This is a genomic window from Actinomadura livida, from assembly GCF_014648675.1.
GTDB lineage: Bacteria > Actinomycetota > Actinomycetes > Streptosporangiales > Streptosporangiaceae > Spirillospora > Spirillospora livida.
In genome coordinates, this window is sequence record NZ_BMRO01000010.1 from 174,909 (window position 1) to 195,784 (window position 20,876).

General features: G+C 73.9%; 18 protein-coding genes. 4 read left to right on the forward strand and 14 right to left on the reverse strand.

The window, feature by feature from the left end; translation table 11 throughout:
* Nucleotides 1-10: 10 nt before the first annotated feature.
* Nucleotides 11-1,477: a serine/threonine-protein kinase gene (locus IEZ03_RS24155; protein WP_184881019.1), complete on the forward strand. Its 1,467-nt coding sequence runs from the start codon at nucleotides 11-13 to the stop codon at nucleotides 1,475-1,477.
* Nucleotides 1,478-1,510: 33 nt separating this feature from the next.
* Here IEZ03_RS24155 and IEZ03_RS24160 read toward each other — a convergent pair whose 3' ends face one another.
* From IEZ03_RS24160 to IEZ03_RS24185, 6 genes are all read right to left on the reverse strand, one after another.
* Nucleotides 1,511-2,122 (reverse strand): response regulator, encoded by a 612-nt coding sequence (locus IEZ03_RS24160; protein WP_184881021.1) that lies wholly within the window; start codon nucleotides 2,120-2,122, stop codon nucleotides 1,511-1,513.
* A 91-nt stretch (nucleotides 2,123-2,213) separates the two neighbouring features.
* On the reverse strand, nucleotides 2,214-2,915 hold the full coding sequence (locus IEZ03_RS24165) for a response regulator (protein WP_184881023.1): 702 nt from the start codon (nucleotides 2,913-2,915) through the stop codon (nucleotides 2,214-2,216).
* Between the two features lie 28 nt (nucleotides 2,916-2,943).
* Nucleotides 2,944-4,272, reverse strand: a complete 1,329-nt coding sequence (locus IEZ03_RS24170; protein ID WP_184881025.1) for a sensor histidine kinase — start codon at nucleotides 4,270-4,272, stop codon at nucleotides 2,944-2,946.
* Between the two features lie 86 nt (nucleotides 4,273-4,358).
* Nucleotides 4,359-5,255 (reverse strand): cytochrome P450, encoded by an 897-nt coding sequence (locus IEZ03_RS24175; protein WP_184881027.1) that lies wholly within the window; start codon nucleotides 5,253-5,255, stop codon nucleotides 4,359-4,361.
* Nucleotides 5,256-5,363: 108 nt separating this feature from the next.
* A complete protein-coding gene (locus IEZ03_RS24180; RefSeq protein ID WP_184881029.1) occupies nucleotides 5,364-6,011 on the reverse strand; it encodes a response regulator transcription factor in 648 nt (215 codons plus the stop codon).
* Nucleotides 6,008-6,769 (reverse strand): sensor histidine kinase, encoded by a 762-nt coding sequence (locus IEZ03_RS24185; protein ID WP_184881031.1) that lies wholly within the window; start codon nucleotides 6,767-6,769, stop codon nucleotides 6,008-6,010. Before IEZ03_RS24185 ends, IEZ03_RS24180 begins: the two co-directional genes overlap by 4 nt.
* Before the next feature lie 461 nt (nucleotides 6,770-7,230).
* Between IEZ03_RS24185 and IEZ03_RS24190 the strand changes: the two genes are divergently transcribed.
* Nucleotides 7,231-8,640 carry a Rieske 2Fe-2S domain-containing protein gene (locus IEZ03_RS24190; protein ID WP_373293675.1) on the forward strand — a complete coding sequence of 470 codons (1,410 nt, stop codon included), beginning with the start codon at nucleotides 7,231-7,233 and terminating at the stop codon, nucleotides 8,638-8,640.
* 182 nt (nucleotides 8,641-8,822) lie between these two features.
* Nucleotides 8,823-8,996 (forward strand): hypothetical protein, encoded by a 174-nt coding sequence (locus tag IEZ03_RS24195; protein ID WP_165966328.1) that lies wholly within the window; start codon nucleotides 8,823-8,825, stop codon nucleotides 8,994-8,996.
* 12 nt (nucleotides 8,997-9,008) lie between these two features.
* Here IEZ03_RS24195 and IEZ03_RS24200 read toward each other — a convergent pair whose 3' ends face one another.
* From IEZ03_RS24200 to IEZ03_RS24235, 8 genes are all read right to left on the reverse strand, one after another.
* Nucleotides 9,009-9,935, reverse strand: a complete 927-nt coding sequence (locus IEZ03_RS24200) for a hypothetical protein (RefSeq protein WP_184881035.1) — start codon at nucleotides 9,933-9,935, stop codon at nucleotides 9,009-9,011.
* Between the two features lie 21 nt (nucleotides 9,936-9,956).
* Nucleotides 9,957-10,700 (reverse strand): sugar transferase, encoded by a 744-nt coding sequence (locus tag IEZ03_RS24205; protein ID WP_132054445.1) that lies wholly within the window; start codon nucleotides 10,698-10,700, stop codon nucleotides 9,957-9,959.
* A 2-nt stretch (nucleotides 10,701-10,702) separates the two neighbouring features.
* Nucleotides 10,703-13,459, reverse strand: coding sequence for an O-antigen ligase family protein (locus IEZ03_RS24210; protein ID WP_184881037.1), 2,757 nt, complete (start codon nucleotides 13,457-13,459; stop codon nucleotides 10,703-10,705).
* The gene (locus tag IEZ03_RS24215) at nucleotides 13,456-14,718 is read right to left on the reverse strand and encodes a glycosyltransferase (RefSeq protein ID WP_184881039.1); all 1,263 of its coding nucleotides are present in this window, start codon (nucleotides 14,716-14,718) and stop codon (nucleotides 13,456-13,458) included. The genes IEZ03_RS24210 and IEZ03_RS24215 overlap by 4 nt, the downstream gene beginning before the upstream one ends.
* A gap of 6 nt (nucleotides 14,719-14,724) precedes the next feature.
* The gene (locus IEZ03_RS24220; RefSeq protein WP_184881041.1) at nucleotides 14,725-15,861 is read right to left on the reverse strand and encodes an SDR family NAD(P)-dependent oxidoreductase; all 1,137 of its coding nucleotides are present in this window, start codon (nucleotides 15,859-15,861) and stop codon (nucleotides 14,725-14,727) included.
* A gap of 44 nt (nucleotides 15,862-15,905) precedes the next feature.
* A complete protein-coding gene (locus IEZ03_RS24225) occupies nucleotides 15,906-17,054 on the reverse strand; it encodes a DegT/DnrJ/EryC1/StrS family aminotransferase (protein ID WP_184881043.1) in 1,149 nt (382 codons plus the stop codon).
* A gap of 4 nt (nucleotides 17,055-17,058) precedes the next feature.
* A complete protein-coding gene (locus IEZ03_RS24230) occupies nucleotides 17,059-18,513 on the reverse strand; it encodes a YveK family protein (protein WP_184881045.1) in 1,455 nt (484 codons plus the stop codon).
* 110 nt (nucleotides 18,514-18,623) lie between these two features.
* Nucleotides 18,624-19,286: a response regulator gene (locus IEZ03_RS24235; protein ID WP_184881046.1), complete on the reverse strand. Its 663-nt coding sequence runs from the start codon at nucleotides 19,284-19,286 to the stop codon at nucleotides 18,624-18,626.
* Between the two features lie 299 nt (nucleotides 19,287-19,585).
* Between IEZ03_RS24235 and galE the strand changes: the two genes are divergently transcribed.
* Complete coding sequence (galE, locus tag IEZ03_RS24240) at nucleotides 19,586-20,590, forward strand: UDP-glucose 4-epimerase GalE (protein ID WP_184881048.1); 1,005 nt, start codon at nucleotides 19,586-19,588, stop codon at nucleotides 20,588-20,590.
* Nucleotides 20,591-20,876 lie beyond the last annotated feature (286 nt).

Sequence of the window (20,876 nt, forward strand, 5' to 3'; positions counted from 1 at the left end):
CCCTCTAGTCATGGCACAGGCGCGTCTGCTCGGTAATCGCTACCGGCTCGACTCAGTGGTCGGCCGGGGCGGGATGGGCACCGTGTGGCGCGCCTTCGACGTCATGCTCGACCGCGAGGTCGCGGTCAAGGAGGTCGTGCTCCCGCCGGGCCTGGACGACTCCGAACGCGCCGTGCTGTACGAGCGGACGTTCCGCGAGGCGCGGGCGTCGGCGCGGCTGAACCACTCCGGGGTGGTGACCGTCCACGACGTGGTGGAGGAGTCGGACCGGCCGTGGATCGTGATGGAGCTGGTCCTCGCCCCGTCCCTGCAGGACCTGCTGGACCGCGGCCCCATGGAGCACCGCAGGGTCGCCGACATCGGGCTGCAGATGCTCGGCGCGCTGCGGCACGCCCACGAGAAGGGCATCCTGCACCGCGACGTCAAGCCCAGCAACGTGCTGATCACCGACACCGGGCGGGTCGTGCTCACCGACTTCGGCATCGCGCAGGTGGAGGGCGACGCCACCCTCACGCAGACGGGCCTGGTCATGGGTTCGCCTGCCTACATCCCGCCGGAGCGGGTGCAGGGTGAGCGCGCGGTGCCGGCGTCCGACCTGTGGGCGCTGGGCGCGACGCTGTACGCGGCCGTGGAGGGCCGCTCACCCTACGAGCGGTCGGACGCGATGTCGTCGCTGCAGGCCGCGCTGACCGAACCGGTGCCGCCGGCCCGCAACGCGGGGCCGCTCGCGCGGGTGCTGGACGGGCTGCTGGCGCGGGAGCCGGCGAACCGGATGACGGCGGCGCAGGCGCAGCCGCTGCTCACCCGGGTCGCGGCGATGCTCCCGCCGTCGCGCCCGATTCCCCCGCGGGCCACCGAGACGGTGACGGACGACGAGCCCGGCCGTTATCTGCAGGGCGGCGGACGGGCGGCCGACGCGGCGGAGACCGTCCTCGATCCGGACGAGCTGGACGTGGTCACCCGCCGCGACCCGGGCGAGCCGGAGCCGATCACCCGCCACGACCCGGTCCGTTTCGGCGACCAGGGCCAAGGTCGAGGCCCCGGACAGGGCCACGGCCGGAGCCCCAGTCAGGGACGCGGCCAGGCGCCCGGCCAGGGTGCCGGCCAGGGGCGTGGCCTGGGGCAGAACGGGGCGCCTTACGCGCAGCCGCCGCCCGCCGGCGGGAGTCCGGATTCGCGGACGTTCCTGGAGACCGAGTGGGCGCCGCCGCCGTCCCGTACCCGCCAGGCCCCGGGCCGCCAGACGCCTCCGCCGTGGGAGCAGCCCCAGCAGTACACGAACTGGCAGCAGCCTCCGCCGCCGCCCGTGCACGGCCTGGGCGGCGGCCGGGTGGAGCGCCGCAAGACGGTCCTGGTCGTCACGATCGCGGTGGTCCTGGTGGTGGCGGCGGTGCTGGTGGGCGCGTTCATCCTGCGCGGCAAGCTCCAGTCGGACGCGGCGGCCCGCCCGCCCGCGATCCCGGCCGCGCCGGGCTGACCCGGCCGCACGCCGGGCGATCTTGCCAGGGCGTCAGGTACCGGCGGCCAGGGCGTCGAGGACGAGCCGCAGGTCGGCGACGTGCTCGTCGAGGTCGCCGGCCGGTTCGCCCGCGCGGATCAGGGCGGCGTCCTCCTCGACCTTCTGCAGCCGCTCGTCGAGGGCGGAGATCAGCCGCTCGCAGCCCGCCAGGACGTCGCCGCCGTCCCCCTCGGCGAGGGTCTGCCGCAGCAGCTTCGCCTGCCGCTGCAGCTCCAGGTTGCGGCGGTGCAGGTCGACGAACACCGACACCTTGGCGCGCAGCAGCCACGGGTCGAACGGCTTGGTGAGGTAGTCGGCCGCGCCGGCGGAGTACCCGCGGAACGCCTGCTCGCCCGCCGCGCCCCCCGCGGTGAGGAAGATGATGGGGATGTCGCGGGTGCGGGGCCGGGACTTGATGTGCCGGGCGGTCTCGAACCCGTCCATCTCCGGCATGACGACGTCGAGCAGGATCAGCGCGAACTCGTCGTTCAGGAGCTCCTTGAGGGCCGCCTGGCCGGACGTGACCGGCACGACATCCACCGGGAGGGCGTCGAGGACGGCCGCGAGGGCGGTCAGGTTCTCCTCGCGGTCGTCGACGGCCAGGATCCTCGTGTCGTTCGGCACCGGGCTCCTTCGCGTCCATGACGGCCTGGGTGCTTCCACCCTGTCACGTCCCGGCGGACGACGACAGGGAATCGCCGCACAGTGAGAATCGCTACGGAAGCCACCCGGGCTTGACCAGCCCGGACTCGTAGGCGAACACCACGAGTTGGGCGCGGTCGCGCGCGTCGAGCTTCACCATCGTGCGGCTGACGTGGGTCTTCGCGGTCGCGGGGCTCACCACGAGCCGGGCCGCGATCTCCTCGTTCGACAGGCCCTCGCCGACCAGCGCCATGACCTCCCGCTCACGGTCGGTGAGGGCGTTCAGCCGCGGCGACGGCGCCGGCTCCTTGGCGCGCATCGCGAACTCGGCGATCAGCCGCCGGGTGACGCTGGGCGACAGCAGCGCGTCGCCGGCGGCGACGGCCCGCACGGCGTGGATGAGCTCCACCGGCTCGGTGTCCTTGACGAGGAAGCCGCTCGCGCCGCCGCGCAGCGCCTCGAACACGTACTCGTCCAGCTCGAACGTGGTGAGGATGACGATCTTGACGTCGGCGAGGCGGTGGTCGGCGGCGATCCGCCGGGTGGCCTCCAGGCCGTCCAGGCCCGGCATGCGGATGTCCATCAGGATGATGTCGGGACGCAGCCGCCGCGCCTGCGCCACCGCCTCCTCGCCGTCGCTCGCCTCCCCGACGACCTCGATGTCGGGCTGCGCGTCCAGCAGCGCCCGGAACCCGGCCCGGACCAGGACCTGGTCGTCGGCCAGCATGACCTTGATCGCCGAGTCGCCGTCCGGCGCTCCACCAGAGACCCGCATGTTCAGCCCTTCCGAGGATGACGTCGGCTCATTGGGTGCCCTTTCCGGGCGCGGCCGTGTCCGGGGGCGCGCCGTCCGGCTCGCCGGTCAGCGGCAGGCGGGCCTGCACGCGGAACCCGCCGCCGGGCCGCGGCCCGGCGTCGAAGCCGCCGCCGAGCGCGGCCGCCCGCTCCCGCATGCCCCGGATCCCGCTGCCGGCCGGGTGGTCGTCCAGCAGGGACACCCCCTGGCCGTCGTCCTCGACCCGCACCACGATCTCGTGCTCACGGTAGGCGATGGCGACCCGGGCCGTCACCGGGCCGGGCCCGGCGTGCCGGGTCACGTTCGTCAGCGACTCCTGGACGATGCGGAACGCGGCGAGGTCCGTGCTCGCGTGCAGCGGGCGGCGGTCCCCGGTGATCTCGACCTCGACCGCCAGCCCGGCGGAACGCGCGCGGGCGGCGAGGTCCGCCAGCCCGTCGAGCCCGGCGGTGGGGGAGCGGGGCGCGGTCTCGCCCTGCGCCCGCAGCGCGCCGATCACCCCGCGCATCTCGGTGAGCGCCTCCTTGCTGGCGTCCTTGATGGCGGCGAGCGCCGTCCGGGCCTGCTCGGGGTTCTCGTCCAGCAGGTGCAGCGCCACCCCCGCCTGAACGTTGATCATCGAGATGTTGTGCGCGAGGACGTCGTGCAGCTCGCGGGCCATCCGCAGCCGCTCCTCGCTGGCCTGCCGGCGTTCCTTCTCGGCGCGGATGCGGGCCGCCTCCGCGGCGCGCTGCCCCCGCATCCGGACCAGCTCGGCGGTCACCAGGACCACCAGCGCCCAGGCGGTCACGAACGTCATCGCCACGAGGGACGGCCGTTCCACCGGGAAGAGCCCGCCGGACCCCCGCTCGTCCGCGGAGACGCCGATGACGGTGGTCAGCGCGAAGTAGGCGGCGAGGACGGCGCCCGTCCCGGCCCAGGCGGCGAGCCGGTGCCCGGCGACGACGGCCGCGAACATCGCGACGGCCATCGAGAAGATCACCGGGCCGTAGGTGTAGGCGCGCAGCAGGTAGAGGACGGTCACCGCCGCGGTCGCGGCCAGTACGAGCACGGGATGGCGGCGGCGCAGCAGCAGCAGCGCCGGGCCGGCGAGGAGCAGGCCGAACCCCAGCGCGTCCAGTTCGGTGAGCCCGGCGCCGGGCCCGCCGCCCTCGGCCCACGGCGGGCCCGGTGAGCCGCCGCCGGTGCCGCCGCCGGGCTGTCCGCCGCCGTGCTGCGCGCCCAGCGAACCGAAGATCTGGAAGAACGCGAGGAAGGCCGGGACGACCCACACCGGCCACAGGCCGGGGCGCGGCAGGGTCGGCCGCGCAGGGCCGTGCGGCGGTGAAGTGCTCATGTTTGCACGTTAGGTCATCGGTCCCCGGCCGGCGTCGGCCGCGGGGAGTGCCCGCGCCTACTCCGCGGGAGGTAGCCGGGGCCGGGTCAGGCGGTCCAGCGGACGGGCAGGCGCTCGAAGCCGTGCCGGGTGCTGGACCGCAGCGGCAGCGGCTCGCCCGCGAGCCGGAGGGTGCGCGGGTGCTCCAGCAGCGCGACCAGCAGGGCGCGCAGGTGCACGCGGGTGAGCCGCGCGCCCAGGCACGCCCGGTGCCCGGACCCGAAGCAGAGGTGCGGCCGGGCGCCCAGGGCGAACCGTTCCGGGACGAACCGCTCGGGCTCGGAAAACTCCTCGTCGTCGTGGTTGGCGGAGACCAGCCAGAGTGTGACCCGCTCACCCGCCAGCAGCGGCACGCCGCCGACGACGGTGCCGCGCCGCACGGTCCGCCAGACCTGGAGGACGGGCGTCCACCAGCGCAGCATCTCCTCCACGGTGCTGTCGACGAGCCGCTCGTCGGAGCACTCCTCCCGGAGCCGGCCGTACTGCTCGGGGTGGCGCAGCAGCGCGTAGAGGCCGCCGGCCAGCGTGTTCCGCAGCGTTTCGGGGAGGTCGGGGGCGACGTCGGCGACGAAGTCGGCCGGCTCCCGGCGCGGGATGCGGCCGAGCATCGCGCGGGCCGGGGGATCCATGTCGATGAGCGCGGTACCGGGCGGGCGCTGAGCGGGACGTGCGCCGTCCGGGACGTCCGCGATCATGGGGCCGTGCAGGACGCCGTCGCTCAGCGGGCGGAACAGCCCGGGACGGGTGAGGGCCCGGTGGACGTCCGCGTACCGGAGCACCGCCCAGGCGCCCGGCCGGCCCGCCGTGCGGCCGTCCTGCCACACCACGGGCGTCCTGGAGCGGAGCCGCGCGAACCTGCCGTGCGGGACCCCGCGGGTGTAGACGGCGGCGCAGTCGAGGGCGCCCGCGTCGGAGAGGGGCGGCGCACCGTGCCGTTGCGGCATGGGAACCTCCTTCCAGGCGGACGCTAACGCGTCCCGGCCGAACCATGAAGGTCCGGATTCGGCCGTTCCCCGGCTCCCGGCCCGCGAAACCGCGGAACGCGCGGCCGCTCAGCCCGCGAGCCACTCCCCGGTCTCGACGCTGACCAGGCCGTGCCGGGCCGCCGCGATCACCGCCTCGCGCTGCGAATGCACCCCGAGCTTGCTCAGCACGCTCTGCACGTGGCTGCGCGCCGTGCTGCGCGTCACGCCCATCGCCTTCGCCAGCGCCTGGGTGGACTCCCCGCGCACCAGGCGGGTCAGCACCTCGCGCTCGCGCGGGGTGAGGAACCGCGCGACCCGCTGCGCCTGGTTGCGCGGCCGCGCCTCGTCCCGCCGGGCCGCCTGGTCGACGACGACCTCGCCGTCCGCGACGCGGCGCAGCACGGTGAGGATGTCGCGGGCCTGCTGGCCCTTGTGGGCGAAACCCCGCACGCCCGCCTGGACCCCCGCGTCCAGCACCTCCGGTTCGAGGAAACCGGTGAGGACGACGAAGCTCGTGCCCGGGGACGCGGCCCGCAGGCTCGGCATCCAGTCGAGCGCCGTGCCCGCCGGGAACCGCAGGTCGGTCAGGCAGACGTCGGGCCGCCGGGCCCGCAGCACGGGCAGCGCGTCCGCGGGGGAGAAGGCCACCCCGACGACGCTGTGCCCGGCGTCGGCGAGCACCAGCGACAACGACTCGGCGAAGACCGCATGGTCATCGCAGATCAGCACGTTCATGGATAGGGCCGCCAGTCGTCGGCGCGCGGATCGGCGGCCGGGTCCGGTGGCGGGTCGGGGGGTGGGGCGGCGGGCAGGAGCATTCGTACGCGGGCTCCGCCCATCTCGCAGGTGCGGATCTCCAGGCTGCCGCCGTAGCCGGAGATGAGGTCGTGGACGATGCCGAGCCCGAGCGACGCGAGGCCGGGCCGGTGCGTGCCGCGGTCCGCGCCGAAGCCGGGGCCGTCGTCGTCGACCTGGATGGCGATCCAGCCCTGGTCCGCCTCGACCCGCACGCTCACCCGCCCCTCCGCGACGCGGCACGCGTTGTCGAGGACGTTGCGGACCGCGCGCCACAGCGCGACCGGGTCCATGTGGGCCCACGCCTCGCCGCCGGTGAAGCACACCTCGTGCGGGGTGGCGAGGCGCATCCCGGTGACGACCTCGGCGGTGAGGTCGTCCACCCGGATGCGCTCCGGGGCGGGCAGCGCCCGGCCGTCGTCGCGGTCGGGCCCGTCACCGTCGTCGAGCTGCCGCAGCAGATGGTCCAGCCAGCGGGTCTCGCCGAGGAGCTGCTCGACGCGGCCCCGGCTCGTGTCGCCGATGTCGTCCGCGACCACGACGGCCGACGCCAGCATGATGATCGTGCCGAGCTCGTGCCTGATGTCGTGCCGGAGCCGCCTCCGCCACAGGCCCTCCTCCGCGCGTTCCGCGCCCGCCTCCCCGGTGGCGCCGCGGGAGGCGCCCGGACCCGTTCCGGTGAGCGTGCCCACGCCCACCCGAGCGCCCCTCGGAGCGTCCGCCGGGGACGACCGAGCCCGCCCGTTGCTCATGAGAACCCCCGTCTGTTCTTACTGCACCCGCTATAGACGGTCACCCCGCTCACCTGCGCGTGTCCAGTCAATTGACCGCAACAGACCCGTGTATGTCCAGAAGTGGACATACACGCGAGTAACGTAAACTATGTGCTTTATGGAAGCGTCTCAGTCGCGATAGTCAGATCTCCGCCGGCCTTTTCTTTCATCCCTACGGCGTAGCCGCTTTGCGCATTCCTGTGGGTGCGGTGGAGCGGCCGGGGAGAGACAGTCTCCACATGCCGAAGGTAACCTTTCTCGGACATGCGGGGGTCGCGGTGGACGCGACCGCCTTCCACCTGCTCGCGGACCCGTGGCTCGCTCCGACGGGGGCCTTTCTCGGAGCCTGGCACCAGTACCCGAGAAACGATCATCTCGATACCGCCGTGTTGCTCGACGCCGACTGGATCGCGGTCTCGCACGAGCATCTAGATCATTTCGACCCGTGGGTGCTGGAGCGGCTTCCGGAGCGCACCCGGATCCTCATTCCGCACTATCCCGGACCGGCCTTCCGGGAGCGGATGATGGCCGCCGCCGGTGGCCGCCAGGTAATCGAGTTGCCGGCCTGGGAGAAATTTCCGCTTGACAATCGTGGGTCCTGGATCACCGCGATTCCGGAACTATCCCCGATGTGTCACGATGCGGCTTTTCTCATCGTCGCCGACGGGCGCGGAATCCTGCACTGCAACGACGCCCGGCTCACCGCCGCGCAGGCCCGCCGCGCCAAGCACCTGGCGGGCGGCACGCTCGACCTGATGGCCGTGCAGACGTCCGGCGCGTCCTGGCACCCGATCTGCTACGAGTACCCGGCCGAGGAGATGGCCCGGATCTCCATGGACAAGCGGATCTCGAAGCTCCGCTCCGTGCAGCGCCTCGTCCGGCAGACCGCGCCGGAGCTCGCCGTCCCGTTCGCCGGCCCGCCCTGCTTCCTGGACGCGGAGGTCGGCCACCTCAACTGGGTCCTCGACCGGCGCGAGGGCGCGTTCTGCGACCCGGACGTCTCCGCCGAATGGCTGCGCGAGCACCTCCCGCAGCAGCGCTGGGACTACTTCAAGCCGGGCGACGTCCTCGACCTCGACACCGGCGAGTGCACCCGCGACCCGGTCTCGGCCGAGTTCTCCTTCGCCGACGCCGGCGAGTACCTCGACCGCTACGCCGCCGACCGCGCGGCCGCCATCGCCGAGGTGATCGCGGAGCATCCGGAACCCGGGCTCGGCCTCTACGACCGGTTCGCCGCCCACTTCGCGTACCTGGGCGGACTCAGCGACTACTTCCTCCGCCAGATCGCCATGGTCGTCCGCTTCGAGGTCACCGGGCCCAACGGCGGCGTCTGGGACGTGGACTTCGCCCCGGACGGCCTCACCGTGGCGCACGCGTCCCCGGACGTCCGCCCCCACTACCGCATCACCGCCGCGGGCCGCTGGGTCGACGCCGTCCTCGACGGCCGGATGGCCTGGGAGGACCTCCTGATCTCGTTCCGCGTCAGCCTCTACCGCGACCCCGACGTCTACAACGACTACCTGGTCGGCCTCCTCAAGCACGCCAACGCGCCCGCGCTGACGGCCGTCGAGGAGTACGAGACCGGACGCGACGAGAGCGAGCGCATCACCGTCGAATGCGACGGCGACCGCTACGACATCCCCCGCTACTGCCCGCACGCCGGCGAGGACCTGAGTGTGGGCGCCGTCGTCCGCGACGGCCGGATCCACTGCCTGGCGCACAACTTCGCCTTCGACCTGGCAACGGGCGAGTGCGTCAACGCAAGAGCCGCCAACCTCACCAGCCACCGAGTCTGAACCCGCGTTCCCTTGCGGCGTGTTGTTGTTATCCGCTCCGCCATAACGACAACACGCCGCAACTCGACGGCTCGGAAATCGGTAACGATGTGGGTACGGAGGGTGCATCCGGGAATGGGTTTTGGATCATGGTGTGTTAGGTTTTATGCCGGTTTAGCTGGGGGTTTGAAGGGGTGCGCGGGGTGGACCGCAAGAGGCTCGGCCTGATGGTCGTCGCGTTCGTTCTGGTCGTGGGTGTCATGGAGGTGCTGGCCCTGAAGCTCGGCTCGATGGAGCTTCCGATTCCGACCGGGCCGGAGCAGCCGACCGTCGCCGACAGGCAGTCTCAGGTCAGCGAGAGGCCGAGCCAGAACTGATCCCCGGCCGGATCAGCCGCTGTTGCGGGCCTTCATGATGCTCTGCAGGTCCGGGTGCTCGCCGCCGGCGGCGTCGGCGAGGGTGGGGCAGGCCCATTCGTCCTGGTGTCCCCAGGAGTAGGAGATCTCCAGCGGGGGACGCGGCGCGAGGCGGTCCCAGCGGGCGAGGATCCCGAGGAACTGGGCCCGGGTCGGCAGCCAGTACTGCTTGTCGCCGTCGGAGCAGCTCTGCCCGAACGTCTGCAGGACGGGCGCGATCCTGTCGCGGGGGATGCCGGCGTCGTCGGCCATCCGGACCATCCGGTCGATGGCGCCGATGTCGCAGCGTTCGAGGACGTCCGCCGAACCCTTGCAGGGGTAGGGGTCGAGGCCGAACAGGTCGACGCCGACGCGACCGGGGGTCAGCGGCTCCATCGGGAAGTCGGTGAGCGAGACGAACGAGACCTGCCCCGGCGCGTTCCGCTCGATGTACTCGGCGCGGCGGCGGATCTCCCCGGCGACCCCGGGGCAGTCGCCGGCGTTCGGCTCGTCCGACAGGTACCAGCCGAACACCCGCGGGTCCCGGCCGAACCGGTCGACGGCGTCCTTGAACTCCTGGAAGCCGAGGACGAAGTCGTCGCAGTGGTAGTTGCCGACCCACAGCATCGCCTCCATGCCGGGAGGGACGCCGTCGACCTGTTCCGCGTCGGGTGCGACGTCCACCAGGTCGTAGCCGAGGGCGCGCAGGCGCGGGTAGTCGGCGGGTTCGGTGTTCAGCGCGATGCGGCGCGTGCCGGTCGCCTCCGCCGCGGGCGTGCCCGGCGCGGCGGGCGGCCCCCGGTACGGCGGTTCCGGGGCGGGCGGCTCCGTGTGCAGCCGGAGCGCGAGGCCGGTGAGCAGGATGACCGCGGCGACCGCGGCGACGGCCGTGGTCAGGTACCGGACGCTCCGGAAGCGCATGCGAACCTTTCTGGCGGGCCGCTAGGCGGCGGATCCGGGCCGCTCCGCGGGACGCGCGGTGTCCGGCGGCGGCGCCGCCTCCCGCACGTTCCCGTCCCCCGATACCCGCAGCGGCGGGACGGTGAAACCGAGGACGTACCAGACGGTCTGGGCCAGCGTCCGGAGCGTCGCGCGCATCGACGGGTCGCTCAGGTACACCGCGTCGACCGCGGCCTGCGCCGGGACGAGCCGCTCGACGTAGAAGGCCAGGTCGACCTCCTCGCCGGGCGGCAGGACGTCGGAGTCGCGGAACCTGACCTGCGACATGCCCGTCATCCCCGGCCGGTGGTCGAAGATCCACCGCCAGCGCGCGTCGTAGTACACCGCGAGGTCGTAGGTCTCCGGGCGCGGCCCCACGAGCGTCATGTCGCCGCGCAGGACGTTCACGAGCTGGGGCAGCTCGTCCAGGTAGAAGCGGCGCAGCACCCGGCCGAGGCGGGTGACGCGCGGGTCGCTGGTGGCGGTGACCTTCATGCCGCCGGCGTTCTGCCGCATCGTCCGGAACTTGAGGATGGTGAACGGCCGGCCGCCCTGCCCGACCCGGGTCTGCCGGAAGATCCCCGGGCCCCGGCTCGTGAGCCGCACCAGCGCGTAGATGAGCACCAGCGGCACCGAGAACAGCGCCAGCCCCGCCAGCGCCCCCGCGATGTCGAGCGCCCGGCGGCCGGCCGAGGGCGGGATCCCGCCGGACGGGTCGACGGGCCGGGCGATGAGGTCGTCGGACATGGTCACCCCTTATTCCTGACGTGCTGGAACCAGGCCAGCAGGGCGGCGGTGGTGGCGAGGAAGGACACGGACGTCGCGACCGCGGCGCCCTCCGCGCCGTGCGCCGGGATCAGCACGGCGCCGAGCGCGACGACGACCAGCAGGCCGATGCCCTGCCCGGTGGACGCCGCACCGGGCCGTCCGACGCCGTACAGGTAGGCCATGATCAGGCCGGTCACCCCGAACGTGACGACCCCGGCGAGGCGGATGTAGGTGGGCACGACCGCGTCGTCGAACACGTCGCCGAACACCCACGGCAGCGCCGTCCCGGCGATCAGCGCGAGCGGCAGCGCGGCGAGGACGGAGATGCCGAGCGCGGGCAGGATGAGCGCGGCGGTGCGGCGTGCGGCGCTGCGCTTGTCCTCTCTGGCGAAGTCGGGGTACAGGACGTAGTTCACCGCGAGCCCTGGAAGCTGCACCAGCTCCGCGAACTTGCTGGCGACCGTGTAGACGCCCAGCACCTTCGGCCCGGCGAGCGCGCCCAGCAGGGCCATGTCGAAGCGGAGCTGGAGGAGGTCGATGAGCTGGCCGACGTAGCCGCGGAACCCGTACCCGGCGATGGATCTGCCGAGCCGCGCGTCGGGCCGTCCCCAGCCGCGGAAGAACCCGCGCCGCCGCAGCCGCCGCGCGATCCACGCCGCGGCGGCGAGGTCGGCGAGGACGAGCCCGGCGACGAGCGCGCCCGCCCCGTGCCAGGCCAGCAGGATCGCGACGTAGATGGGCAGGAACACGAACTCCTCGACGGCGATGGCGAGGCTCGCGCCGTTCGGGTCGTCGGTCCCCTGGAGCAGCCCCTTCCCGACGGACACGAACCCCTGCGTGAACGCCGGGACGGCCGCGGCGAGCGTCACCCAGACGCCGAACGACGTGAAGAACACGTGGAAGAGCAGCGGGCTCAGCGCGAGCCAGGTCAGCGCGGCCAGGACCGCCCCGATGACGGTCAGCCAGGCGAGCGTCGGCCGGATCCGGCTCGGGCCGCGCTCGTCCCGCGCCAGGAAGTAGGGCGCGGCGGCCGGGAGCCCGCCGTTCGACAGGTGGCAGAGCAGACCCGGCAGGATCCGGACGAGCGTGAACGCCCCGACCAGCTCGGGCCCGCCGACCCGCGCGACGAGGACCGTCGCGAGCCCGAGCGACGCCAGCGCCCCCACCCGCGCCGCCATGTTCCCGGCGACCAGCGACACGAGCCGCTTGCAGAGCCCCTTCTCCTCGGCGTCCTTGACCGCCGTGGTCTCGGCACCCGGCGGCGGGCGTTCTTCATCGGGTTGCTTCCGCTCGGTGCCGCGCTCGCGTAAGGGCGCCTGCTGAGCGGGGACGAAAACCTGGGGAGGGACGGACAACCCGGGCGTGGAGCGGCGCGGTGGAGCGAGCCGGGGCGAGGTGACGTTCGCGGCCAAGGCGGGTGCGGCGGGCGCGCGGCGGCCGAAGAGGTCGAGGGCGGCGATCAGGCCGAAGACGGCGAAGCCGTGCCGGTAGTGCAGCACCTCGTAGAACAGGCCGCAGACGAGGAACACGACCAGGAGGGCGCCGAAGAGCTCGGGATGCGGGACGAGCCGCGCGTACTCGGGTTTCAGCGCGTCCCGCCGCGCGATCCGCAGGGTCCGCAGGATCAGCACCGCCAGCAGCAGGATCAGCGCGACCCCGCCGATGAACCCGCGTTCGAGGACGGACGCGATGTAGTCGTTGTGCGCCTCCTGGACGTACGGCTCCTGCCGGACGCGCATCTGCGGCTCGGTCTGCGCGGCGCCGATGCCCCACGGGTGCTCCTGGGCCTCGAGCATGTCCCAGGTCGTCGCGAAGACGGTGCTGCGGGACTCGGTGCTCTCCCCGGTCGTCCGGCCGATCGAGTCGCGCAGGATCGGGGACGCCTGCCCGGCGCGGTCCAGGAACGGCTGGATGTCGACCTGGGTGACCGTGACGACCGCGCCGCCGCCGAAGAGCGCGGCCGCGGCGCCGACCGCGACGGCGTGGTGGGCCTTGCCCTCGCGGAACAGCCGGAACAGGTAACCGAGCACCAGGGCGCAGCACAGCGCGAGCAGGCCGCCGTTCGAGCCGGTCAGCAGCTCGGCGGCGAGGAGGATCCCGCACACGGCGCGGCGGGCCCACGTCCGCTCCGGGAAGCGGGTGGCGCGCACGATGAAGAAGACGCAGATGAACCAGTTGGCCGCGTAGTTGGCGTCGCCGAACGTGAACATGAGGCGCTCGCCGTCGACCTGCTTGCCGGACAGCGCGTCGTTCCCGATCGCGAAGCCGGCCATCATCACGAGCGCGTAGGCCGTGCCGGTCCAGACGAAGGCGCGCAGCGCGACGCGGAGCAGCGACGGGTCGCGGCCGAGGTTGGCGATGCAGACCGCCCACAGCAGCACGTACAGGTCCTTGACGAGCGTGAGCCCCCCGGCGCCGTCGTTGGCGAGCGCCGCGACGCCGCCCGCGATGACCGTGAGCAGGGTCGGCACGAGGTACGGCCAGCGGAGCGGCACCTTCCGCGTCCCCGCCCACAGGAACGTCACGAGGACGAGGCCGCCCAGCACGGCGTCGGGCAGGGCGGTGTTGCCGGGCCCGGGGGCGAGCCCGGCGGGCATCAGCATCGGCAGCGACGCGATGCCGGCGACCAGGGCGGCGGCCTCCAGCCGCCGCCCCCGCCGGGGCGGCGGGGGCGCGAGCGGCGGCGCCCCGGCGGCCGGGGCGGCCGTCGGGGCTGTCCTGGTCGCGGTCGCCGTCATGACCGCCGGTAGGGCCGCCGGGACGTGCCGCGGTACGTCTCGTCCAGCACCGTGCCGAGGTGGGCGGGGGAGAACCACTCGCCGATCCGGCCGCGGGCGCGCTCGGCCATCCGGTCGGCGGCTGCCGGGTCGTCCAGCAGCGCCGCGATGGCGCCGGCGAGCCGCTCCGGGTCCTCCGGCGGGACGAGCAGGCCGGTCTCCCCGGCGAGGACGAGGTCCTGGTTGGACGGGACGGCCGTCGCGACCAGCGGGATCCCCGCGCTGATCGCCTCGACCAGCACGCAGGGCAGGCCCTCCCAGCGGCTCGCCATCGCCATCAGGTCGAACGCGGGCAGGACGGCGGCGACGTCGTCGCTGTGCCCGAGCCAGCGCATCCGGTCCTCGACGCCGAGCTTCGCGGTCAGCTTCGCCAGCCGCTCCGCCATGGGGCCGCCGCCGACCCACAGCCCGAACACGTCGTCCGGCAGCCGGGCGATGGCCCTGGCGAAGATCTCCGGGCCCTTCTGGAAGGTCAGCCGGCCGACCGACCCGACGACCTTCACGCCGAGGGGCAGGTCGAGGCGGCGGCGCGCCTGCGCCCTGGCCCCGGGGGCGGGCGCGTAGGCGTCGACGTCCACGGCCGGCCACGACAGCCGCACCCGCTCCGGAGTCGTGAGGCCGAGCCGCAGCGCGGTCGTCACCGTCTCCGACCCGATCCCGAGGAACGCGTCGGTGTGCTTCGCCGCGATGCGCTCCAGGCGGATGTAGGCGGTGCGCCGCGCCCACGACTGGAACTCGTTGAACGGGAACCCGTGCCAGGTGTGCACGATGCGGGGCACACCCGCGCGGGCCGCCGCGAGCCGCCCGATGACGCCCGCCTTGGACGAGTGGGTGTGGACGACGTCGTACCGCCCCTCCGCCAGCACCCTCGTGAGGGTCGACAGCGCGGCGAGGTCGTCGCGCGGCGAGATCTGCGGCACCAGCGGCCCCACCTGGACGATCTCCATCCCGGCCCGGTACGCCGCGGGCGTGAGGTCCCCGGCGGCGGCGTTCGCCACGGCCTCGTCGCCGTGCAGGACGGCGTCGCGGCCCATCGCGGTGCGGCCCGCGGCGGAACGGCCCGCCGAGGGTTCGCTGTCCATGCCGACGCCGCCGGTGACGATCGCGCGCTCGTACGTGCCGTCCGGCAGCGCGAGCGCCCCGTTCAGCGCCACCCGGCCGCCGCCGCCGTTGAAGCGGGTGATGACCTGCGCGACGCGCAGCTTCCTACCTGTACTCACGGGTTCCTACCTGTACTCACGGATCACCTCACTGGCCGGGAGGGAACGCCTGGCCGGCCGGTACTCCGGCAGCAGGCGGCGCAGCAGCAGCCGCACCTCGTCCGCGTCGCCCGCCTCGGCCGCCGCGGCGAGCGCGTCGAGCAGCCGCGGCACCCCGCCGGGCGGCGGCAGCGGCCGGGTCCCCCAGATCTTCGGGTGGGCGGTGCGGATCCGCCGCTCGGAGTCGGCGAACGCCTTCTCGGCGAGCTTCTCGCCGGGACCGAGCCCGCGGAACCTGATCGTCACCGCGGGCGAGCGGAGCTGCGCGGCGTACCGCTGGACCAGGTCGAGCACCGGGACGGGGCTGCCGATGTCGAGGGCGAACGTCTCCGCCTCCTCCGCCAGCGCCGCCGCCTCGATCAGCAGGCCCGCCGCCTCCGTCACCGTCATGACGTGCCGCGCGGCCTCCGGGTGCGCGATCGTGACGACCTCGCCCGCGGCGATGCGGCGGGCGAGCGGGCCGAACGGCGTGCCCGGCGCGCCGATGACGTCGCCGACGCGGACGGCGGCGAAGCACGTCGGGCCGCCCGTCGCCGTCTGGAGCAGCAGTTCCGCGAGCCGCATCGTCGCGCCGAGCACCGACGTCGGCTCCGCCGCCCGGTCGGACGAGACGAGCACGAGGCGCCGCACCCCGTGCCGCACCGCCGCGTCGAGGACGTGCCTGGTGCCGAGCACGTTGTCGGCGACGCCGCGGCACGGGTCGTGCTCGACCTCGGCCAGCCGGTACCGGCCCGCCGCGTGGAACAGCCGCTCGGGCCGCGCCTCCCCGACGACGGCGTCGACGCGGGCGGCGTCCCGCACGTCCGCCTCGGCGAGGGTGACGCGCCCGCCGCCCGGCCGCGCGGCCAGTTCCCGGGCGAGCCGCTCCAGCCCGCGCCCGTCCTTGTCGACCAGGCACAGCGCGGCCGGGCCGAGCCGCCAGACCCGCCGGCACAGCGCGCCGCCGACCGTCCCGCACGCGCCGGTGACGAGCACCCGCCGGCCGCGCAGCAGGCGCCGCCCGCGCGGGTCGCCGAGCGGGATCTCGGCCCGGTCCAGCAGCGGGCTGAACGGACCGGCCGGCGGCGCGGCGGGCGGCGCGGCGGCCCGGTTGCCGAACGACATGCGGAACCCCCGGGACGGGCGGTGCGGCGGGATCCAGCGCACGGTCAGGCCCGGGTCCGCAGGGCCTCGGTGAGGGCGGCGACGACCCGGTCCTGGCCGTCCGCGGTCAGGCCCGGGTAGAGCGGCAGCGACAGCAGCTCCTCGCCGACCCGGTCGGTGACCGGGAGGCCGCCGCACTCGTCCTCGCCGAGGATCGACCGGTAGGCCGACAGCTGGTGCGCCGGGATGAAGTGCACGGACGTCCCGACGCCCGCCTCCCGCATCGCGTCGCCGACCGCGTCGCGGTCCGGGATGCGCACCTGGTAGAGGTGCCACGCGTGCTGGACGCCGTCGAGGCTCTCGCGCTGCGGGAGGACGACCCCGGGCACCCCGGCGAGCGCCTCGTCGTAGCGGGCGACGAGCTCGCGGCGGGTCTGCTGCCAGCCCGGCAGCGAGCGGATCTGGGCGCGGCCGATCGTCGCCTGGACGTCGGTCATGTTCGCCTTCAGCCCGATCTCCTTCACGTCGTACCGCCAGCTACCGCCCGGCAGGTACCGCTTCCACGAGTCCTTGCTCATCCCGTGCAGCCGCATCGCCCGGACCCGGTCGGCGAACTCCTCGTCCCTCGTCGCGACGGCCCCGCCCTCGCCGATCGGCATGTTCTTCGTCGCGTAGAAGGAGAAGCACGCCGCATGCGAGGACGAGCCGACGGGGGCGCCGCCGCGCGCCGCGCCGGGCCCGTGCGCGGTGTCCTCCACCACCCGCGACCGGTCGAGGCCGGCCGCCTCGGCGAGCGCCGGCACGTCCACCGGGTAGCCGGCCTGGTTCTGGGTGACCATCGCGGCGGGCGCCACCCGGGCCGCCGCGGCGGCGACCGTGTCCGGGCTCGGCACCAGCGTCTCCTCGTCGATGTCGGCGAAGACGGGGCGGTGCCCGGCGTGCAGGATCGCGTTGATCGCGCCGCAGAACGTCAGGCTGGGCGTCAGCACCGGCGACCCCGGCGGCAGGCCCATCGCGCGCAGGCTCAGCTCCAGCGCGCTGGTGCACGAGGCGACCGCGACGACGTGCGCGGCGCCGAGGTGGTCGGCGAACTCCTGCTCGAACGCGGCGGTGTCCGGCCCCGTGGTGAGCCACCGGCCGTCGAGCACCTTCGCGACCGCCTCGGGCACCCCCTCGGTGAGCGGCGGGACGCAGAACGGAACGGCTGAACTCATCTGGCTACTCCTTGGTCTCGCGCCCCTTGGCGGGCCTGCGTGCGGAAATGCGGGTCGTCGCCTTGCGCGACGCGCCGACGACGCCGAGCAGCGGCCAGCCGGACGCGGCGACGAGGTCGCGGACCGTCTCCAGCCCCGCCACCGTCGTCACCCGCCCGACCACCACGACCACGCCGACCGTCTCGTCGGCGCCCGGGTCGATGTCCTCGAACGCGTGCACGTGGCACGCGCGCCGGACCGCGACCGGCTGGGTGGTCTCCGACGGCGACACCTCGCCCGGCTTCTTCGCCATGACCGCGGTGCCGCCGCCGGCGCGGACCACGGACGTGCCGCTCCGGCCGCCGGGTCCGTCGCTGTTCAGGGAAGGGCCGTCGCCGGCGTCCTCCCCGCCTTCGGGGGCGCCGCCGTCAGGGACGCCGTTCTCGGACGCGCGGCCGGGACGTGCCCCCGCCGCCCCGGCCCCCGCCGCCCCGGCTTGCACCGGCCGCGTCTCGTCGCCGTAGACGGCCGCCGCCACCGTCGACACCAGCCGCGGCGGCAGCGGTCCGGGCGCGCCGACCAGCGTGACCCGGCCGACGTCCTCCTTCTTCGCCGCCAGCCGCACCCGCCGGCCGAGGTCGGCGAGCTGCGCGGGGCCGCGGTCGGCCCAGCCGAGTATCGGCACCCCGAGCCGCCGCGCGACGCGCCGCGGCCCCGGGATCGTGGGCCGGACCATCTCCGCCAAGACCGCGATCAGGATGCCGCCGACCAGCCCGGCCAGCCCCGCGATCGCCGCCATCATGACCGTCGGGTCGCGCCGGGGCGCCGGCACCGCGTGCTGCACCACCGACGCCGTCCCCGCGGAGGTGAGCTGCGTCATCAGGTCCGAGCGGTTGGACCGCAGGCCGCTCAGCTCCGCCTGCACCCGCTCCCGCTCGTTGGCCGCCGAGATGTCGGGGAACGCGCCGCCCGCCCGCCGCGCCAGCGGCCCGAGCTTGTCCTCCAGGTCCCCGATCCGCTCGTCGATCTCGTCGACCTGCTTGCGGATCGCGTCCTGGTTGGAGTGGTTGATCTGCCGGACGACCTTGGTCGCGATGGCGTCGGTGAGCCGCTGCGCGACGGCGGGGTCCCGGTCCTTCACCGACAGCTCGACCACGGTGGAGGACCCGAGCCCGGTCACCTCGACCGACTTGGCGACCTTGCGCGCGGACCGGTCGACCTTCTGCTCCAGCAGCACCTCGGTCAGCAGGCCCTCACTGGTCGCGAACGCCTTCACCTGGCTGACCACGACGCTCGCGCCCGCCTCGCCGGCCGCCGCGTCCGCCGACGTCGCACCGGCCTGCAGCCGCGACTGCGCCACCGCCACCGGCTCCCGGCCGCTCATCAGCAGCGCCACCAGCGTCAGCGGGAGGACGGTCATGACCGTCAAGAGCACCCAGTAGCTGCGAACCACCCGCGCCGCGACTTCGTCGAGCTCCACGATCTTCCCCTTCGGCCTCGTCACGGCGAGCGTAGGAAGGCCCGTCACGCGGGCAATCGCCCAAAAGACGACCCCCGTCTACGCCGTTTGCACCAGGTGCGGGGAGGGGGTCAGGGGTCGGTGGGGCGCATGCCGGCGCGCATCGCGAGCGTGATGGCCTCCAGCGCGGAGTGCATGTCGAGCTTCGAGAGCAGGTTCTGCGTGTGGGTGCGGACGGTGTTCGCCGACAGGCCCAGCCGCTCCGCGATCTCCGCGCGGCCGAGGCCGTCCACCATGCACTGCAGGACCTCGCGTTCGCGCGGCGTCAGCCCGGCCAGGAGCGCGGCCCCGCCGACCGGCTCCCCGTCGCCGCGCACGAGCCGGCGCAGCACCTCGCCGAGCACGTCCGGCGGGATCCAGCCGCCCCGCCGGGCCGCGGACCTGATCACCCGGGCGACGAGGTCCGCGCTCTCGGTCTTCTCCAGCCAGCCCACGGCGCCGCGCCGGACGGCCTGGACCAGCGCGTCCAGATCGCTCATCGCGGTCAGCACGACGACCCGCACGTCGGGGTGCGCTTCGCGGACCCGGTCCAGGACGTCGAGCCCGTTCTCCGCGCCGAGCGTCAGGTCCAGGACGAGCACCCGCGGGCGCTCGGTGGCGGTCAGCGCGAGGGCGCGCCGCACATCGGCGGCGATCGGCAGGATCACCAGATCGGGCTCGCGCCCCAGCCGGGCCGCGAGGGCCTCGGCGAAGAGCGCGTGATCGTCCACGATGAGGACGCGGGTCGGTTGCATCCACCGACGATGACCGCTGCCGGCGCGCGGGGGATCCTGCAAATGCTGTACTCGCCCGCCCGCCGCACCCGTCCGCCCGCCGCCCGTTTCGGACGTCCGCCGGGCCGTCCGGCGCGCTCCCGGGATCCCCGCTGGTGACGGCCGCAGAAGAACTCGTGCGCGGACGTCCGGAGGGTCCCGCCGGTTCACCGGCGTCCGGACCCGGTCACCTGGGGTGCGGGCCGTTGACCCTCCGCGACCGCCTCCTGATCCTGAGCGTGACCAGTTTCAGGGGACGCACGGCTGTCAGGGGATGCCACATGAAAGTCCTGATCACCGGGGGAGCCGGTTTCATCGGCAGCACCATCGCCTCCGCCTTCGCCGAACGCGGAGTGACGCCCGTGGTGCTCGACAGCCTCGTCACGGGCCGGCCGGAGTTCACCGACGGGAGGATCTTCTACCGGGGCGACATCGGCGACGGCGAGCTGGTGGACCGGATCTTCCGGGAGCACCCCGACATCGTCACGACCGTCCACTGCGCCGCACTGATCGTGGTGCCCGACTCGATGGCCGACCCGCTGCGCTACTACCGGGTCAACCTCAGCAAGACCCTCGACCTCGCCGGCCACCTCATCCGCAACGGCCGGGACCGGCTGATCTTCGCGTCCACCGCGGGGATGTACCGCCCCGAGCCGGACCTCTCGGTGTCGGAGACCTCCGCGCTGGAGCCCCAGAACCCCTACACCCGCTCGAAGATGATGGCCGAGCTGCTGATGGAGGACCTCACCAAGGCGTCGAGGCTGCGGGTGGTCTCGCTGCGCTACCTCAACCCGATCGGCGCGGACCCGCGGCTGCGGACCGGCCTGCAGAGCAGCAAGCCCACGCACGCCCTCGGCAAGATGATCGAGTGCCACGACCTCGGCGTCCCCTTCAAGATCACCGGGGTGGACTGGCCGACGCGGGACGGCACGGCGATCCGCGACTACATCCACGTCTGGGACATCGCCCGCGCCTTCTACGAGGCCGCCCTGCGCTTCGACTCGATCATCCCGCCGCTGGGGGACCGCTCCGGCTACCAGGTGATCAACCTCGGCACGGGCGACGGGACCACCGTCCGCGAGCTGGTGGACGCCTTCCGGGAGGTCGTCGGCGACGGCTTCCGGGCCGAGGACGCCCCCGCCCGCCCCGGGGACGTCGTCGGCGCGTTCGTCGACCCGGCCAAGGCGCGGGACCTGCTCGGCTGGAAGGCCGAGTACACCATCGAGGACGCCATCCGCCACTCCCTCCAGTGGGCCGAACGCCGGCGCGAACTCGCCGCGTCCTGACCGGCCGATCCGCTCCCGGGCCCGCCGCACCGCCTCCCCCCATCTCGCGGAGGCGGTGCGCCGGGCCCGGCTCGTCGTGTTCCTCCCGTGCCGGGGGCATCCCGTGCCATCCGCCCCACATACCCGGCCCACGCCGCTATGTCGCGTAAAGAAGCCAGTGGTTACTCTATGTGTTTCTTTGGATACTTAGAGTTATAGTGTCGCTGTTCTGTACGGGTGGGGCAGGTGTGCGGACTGAGGAATCATGAAACGAGCATGCAGGGACAGGCGTGTCCGGATCATCATG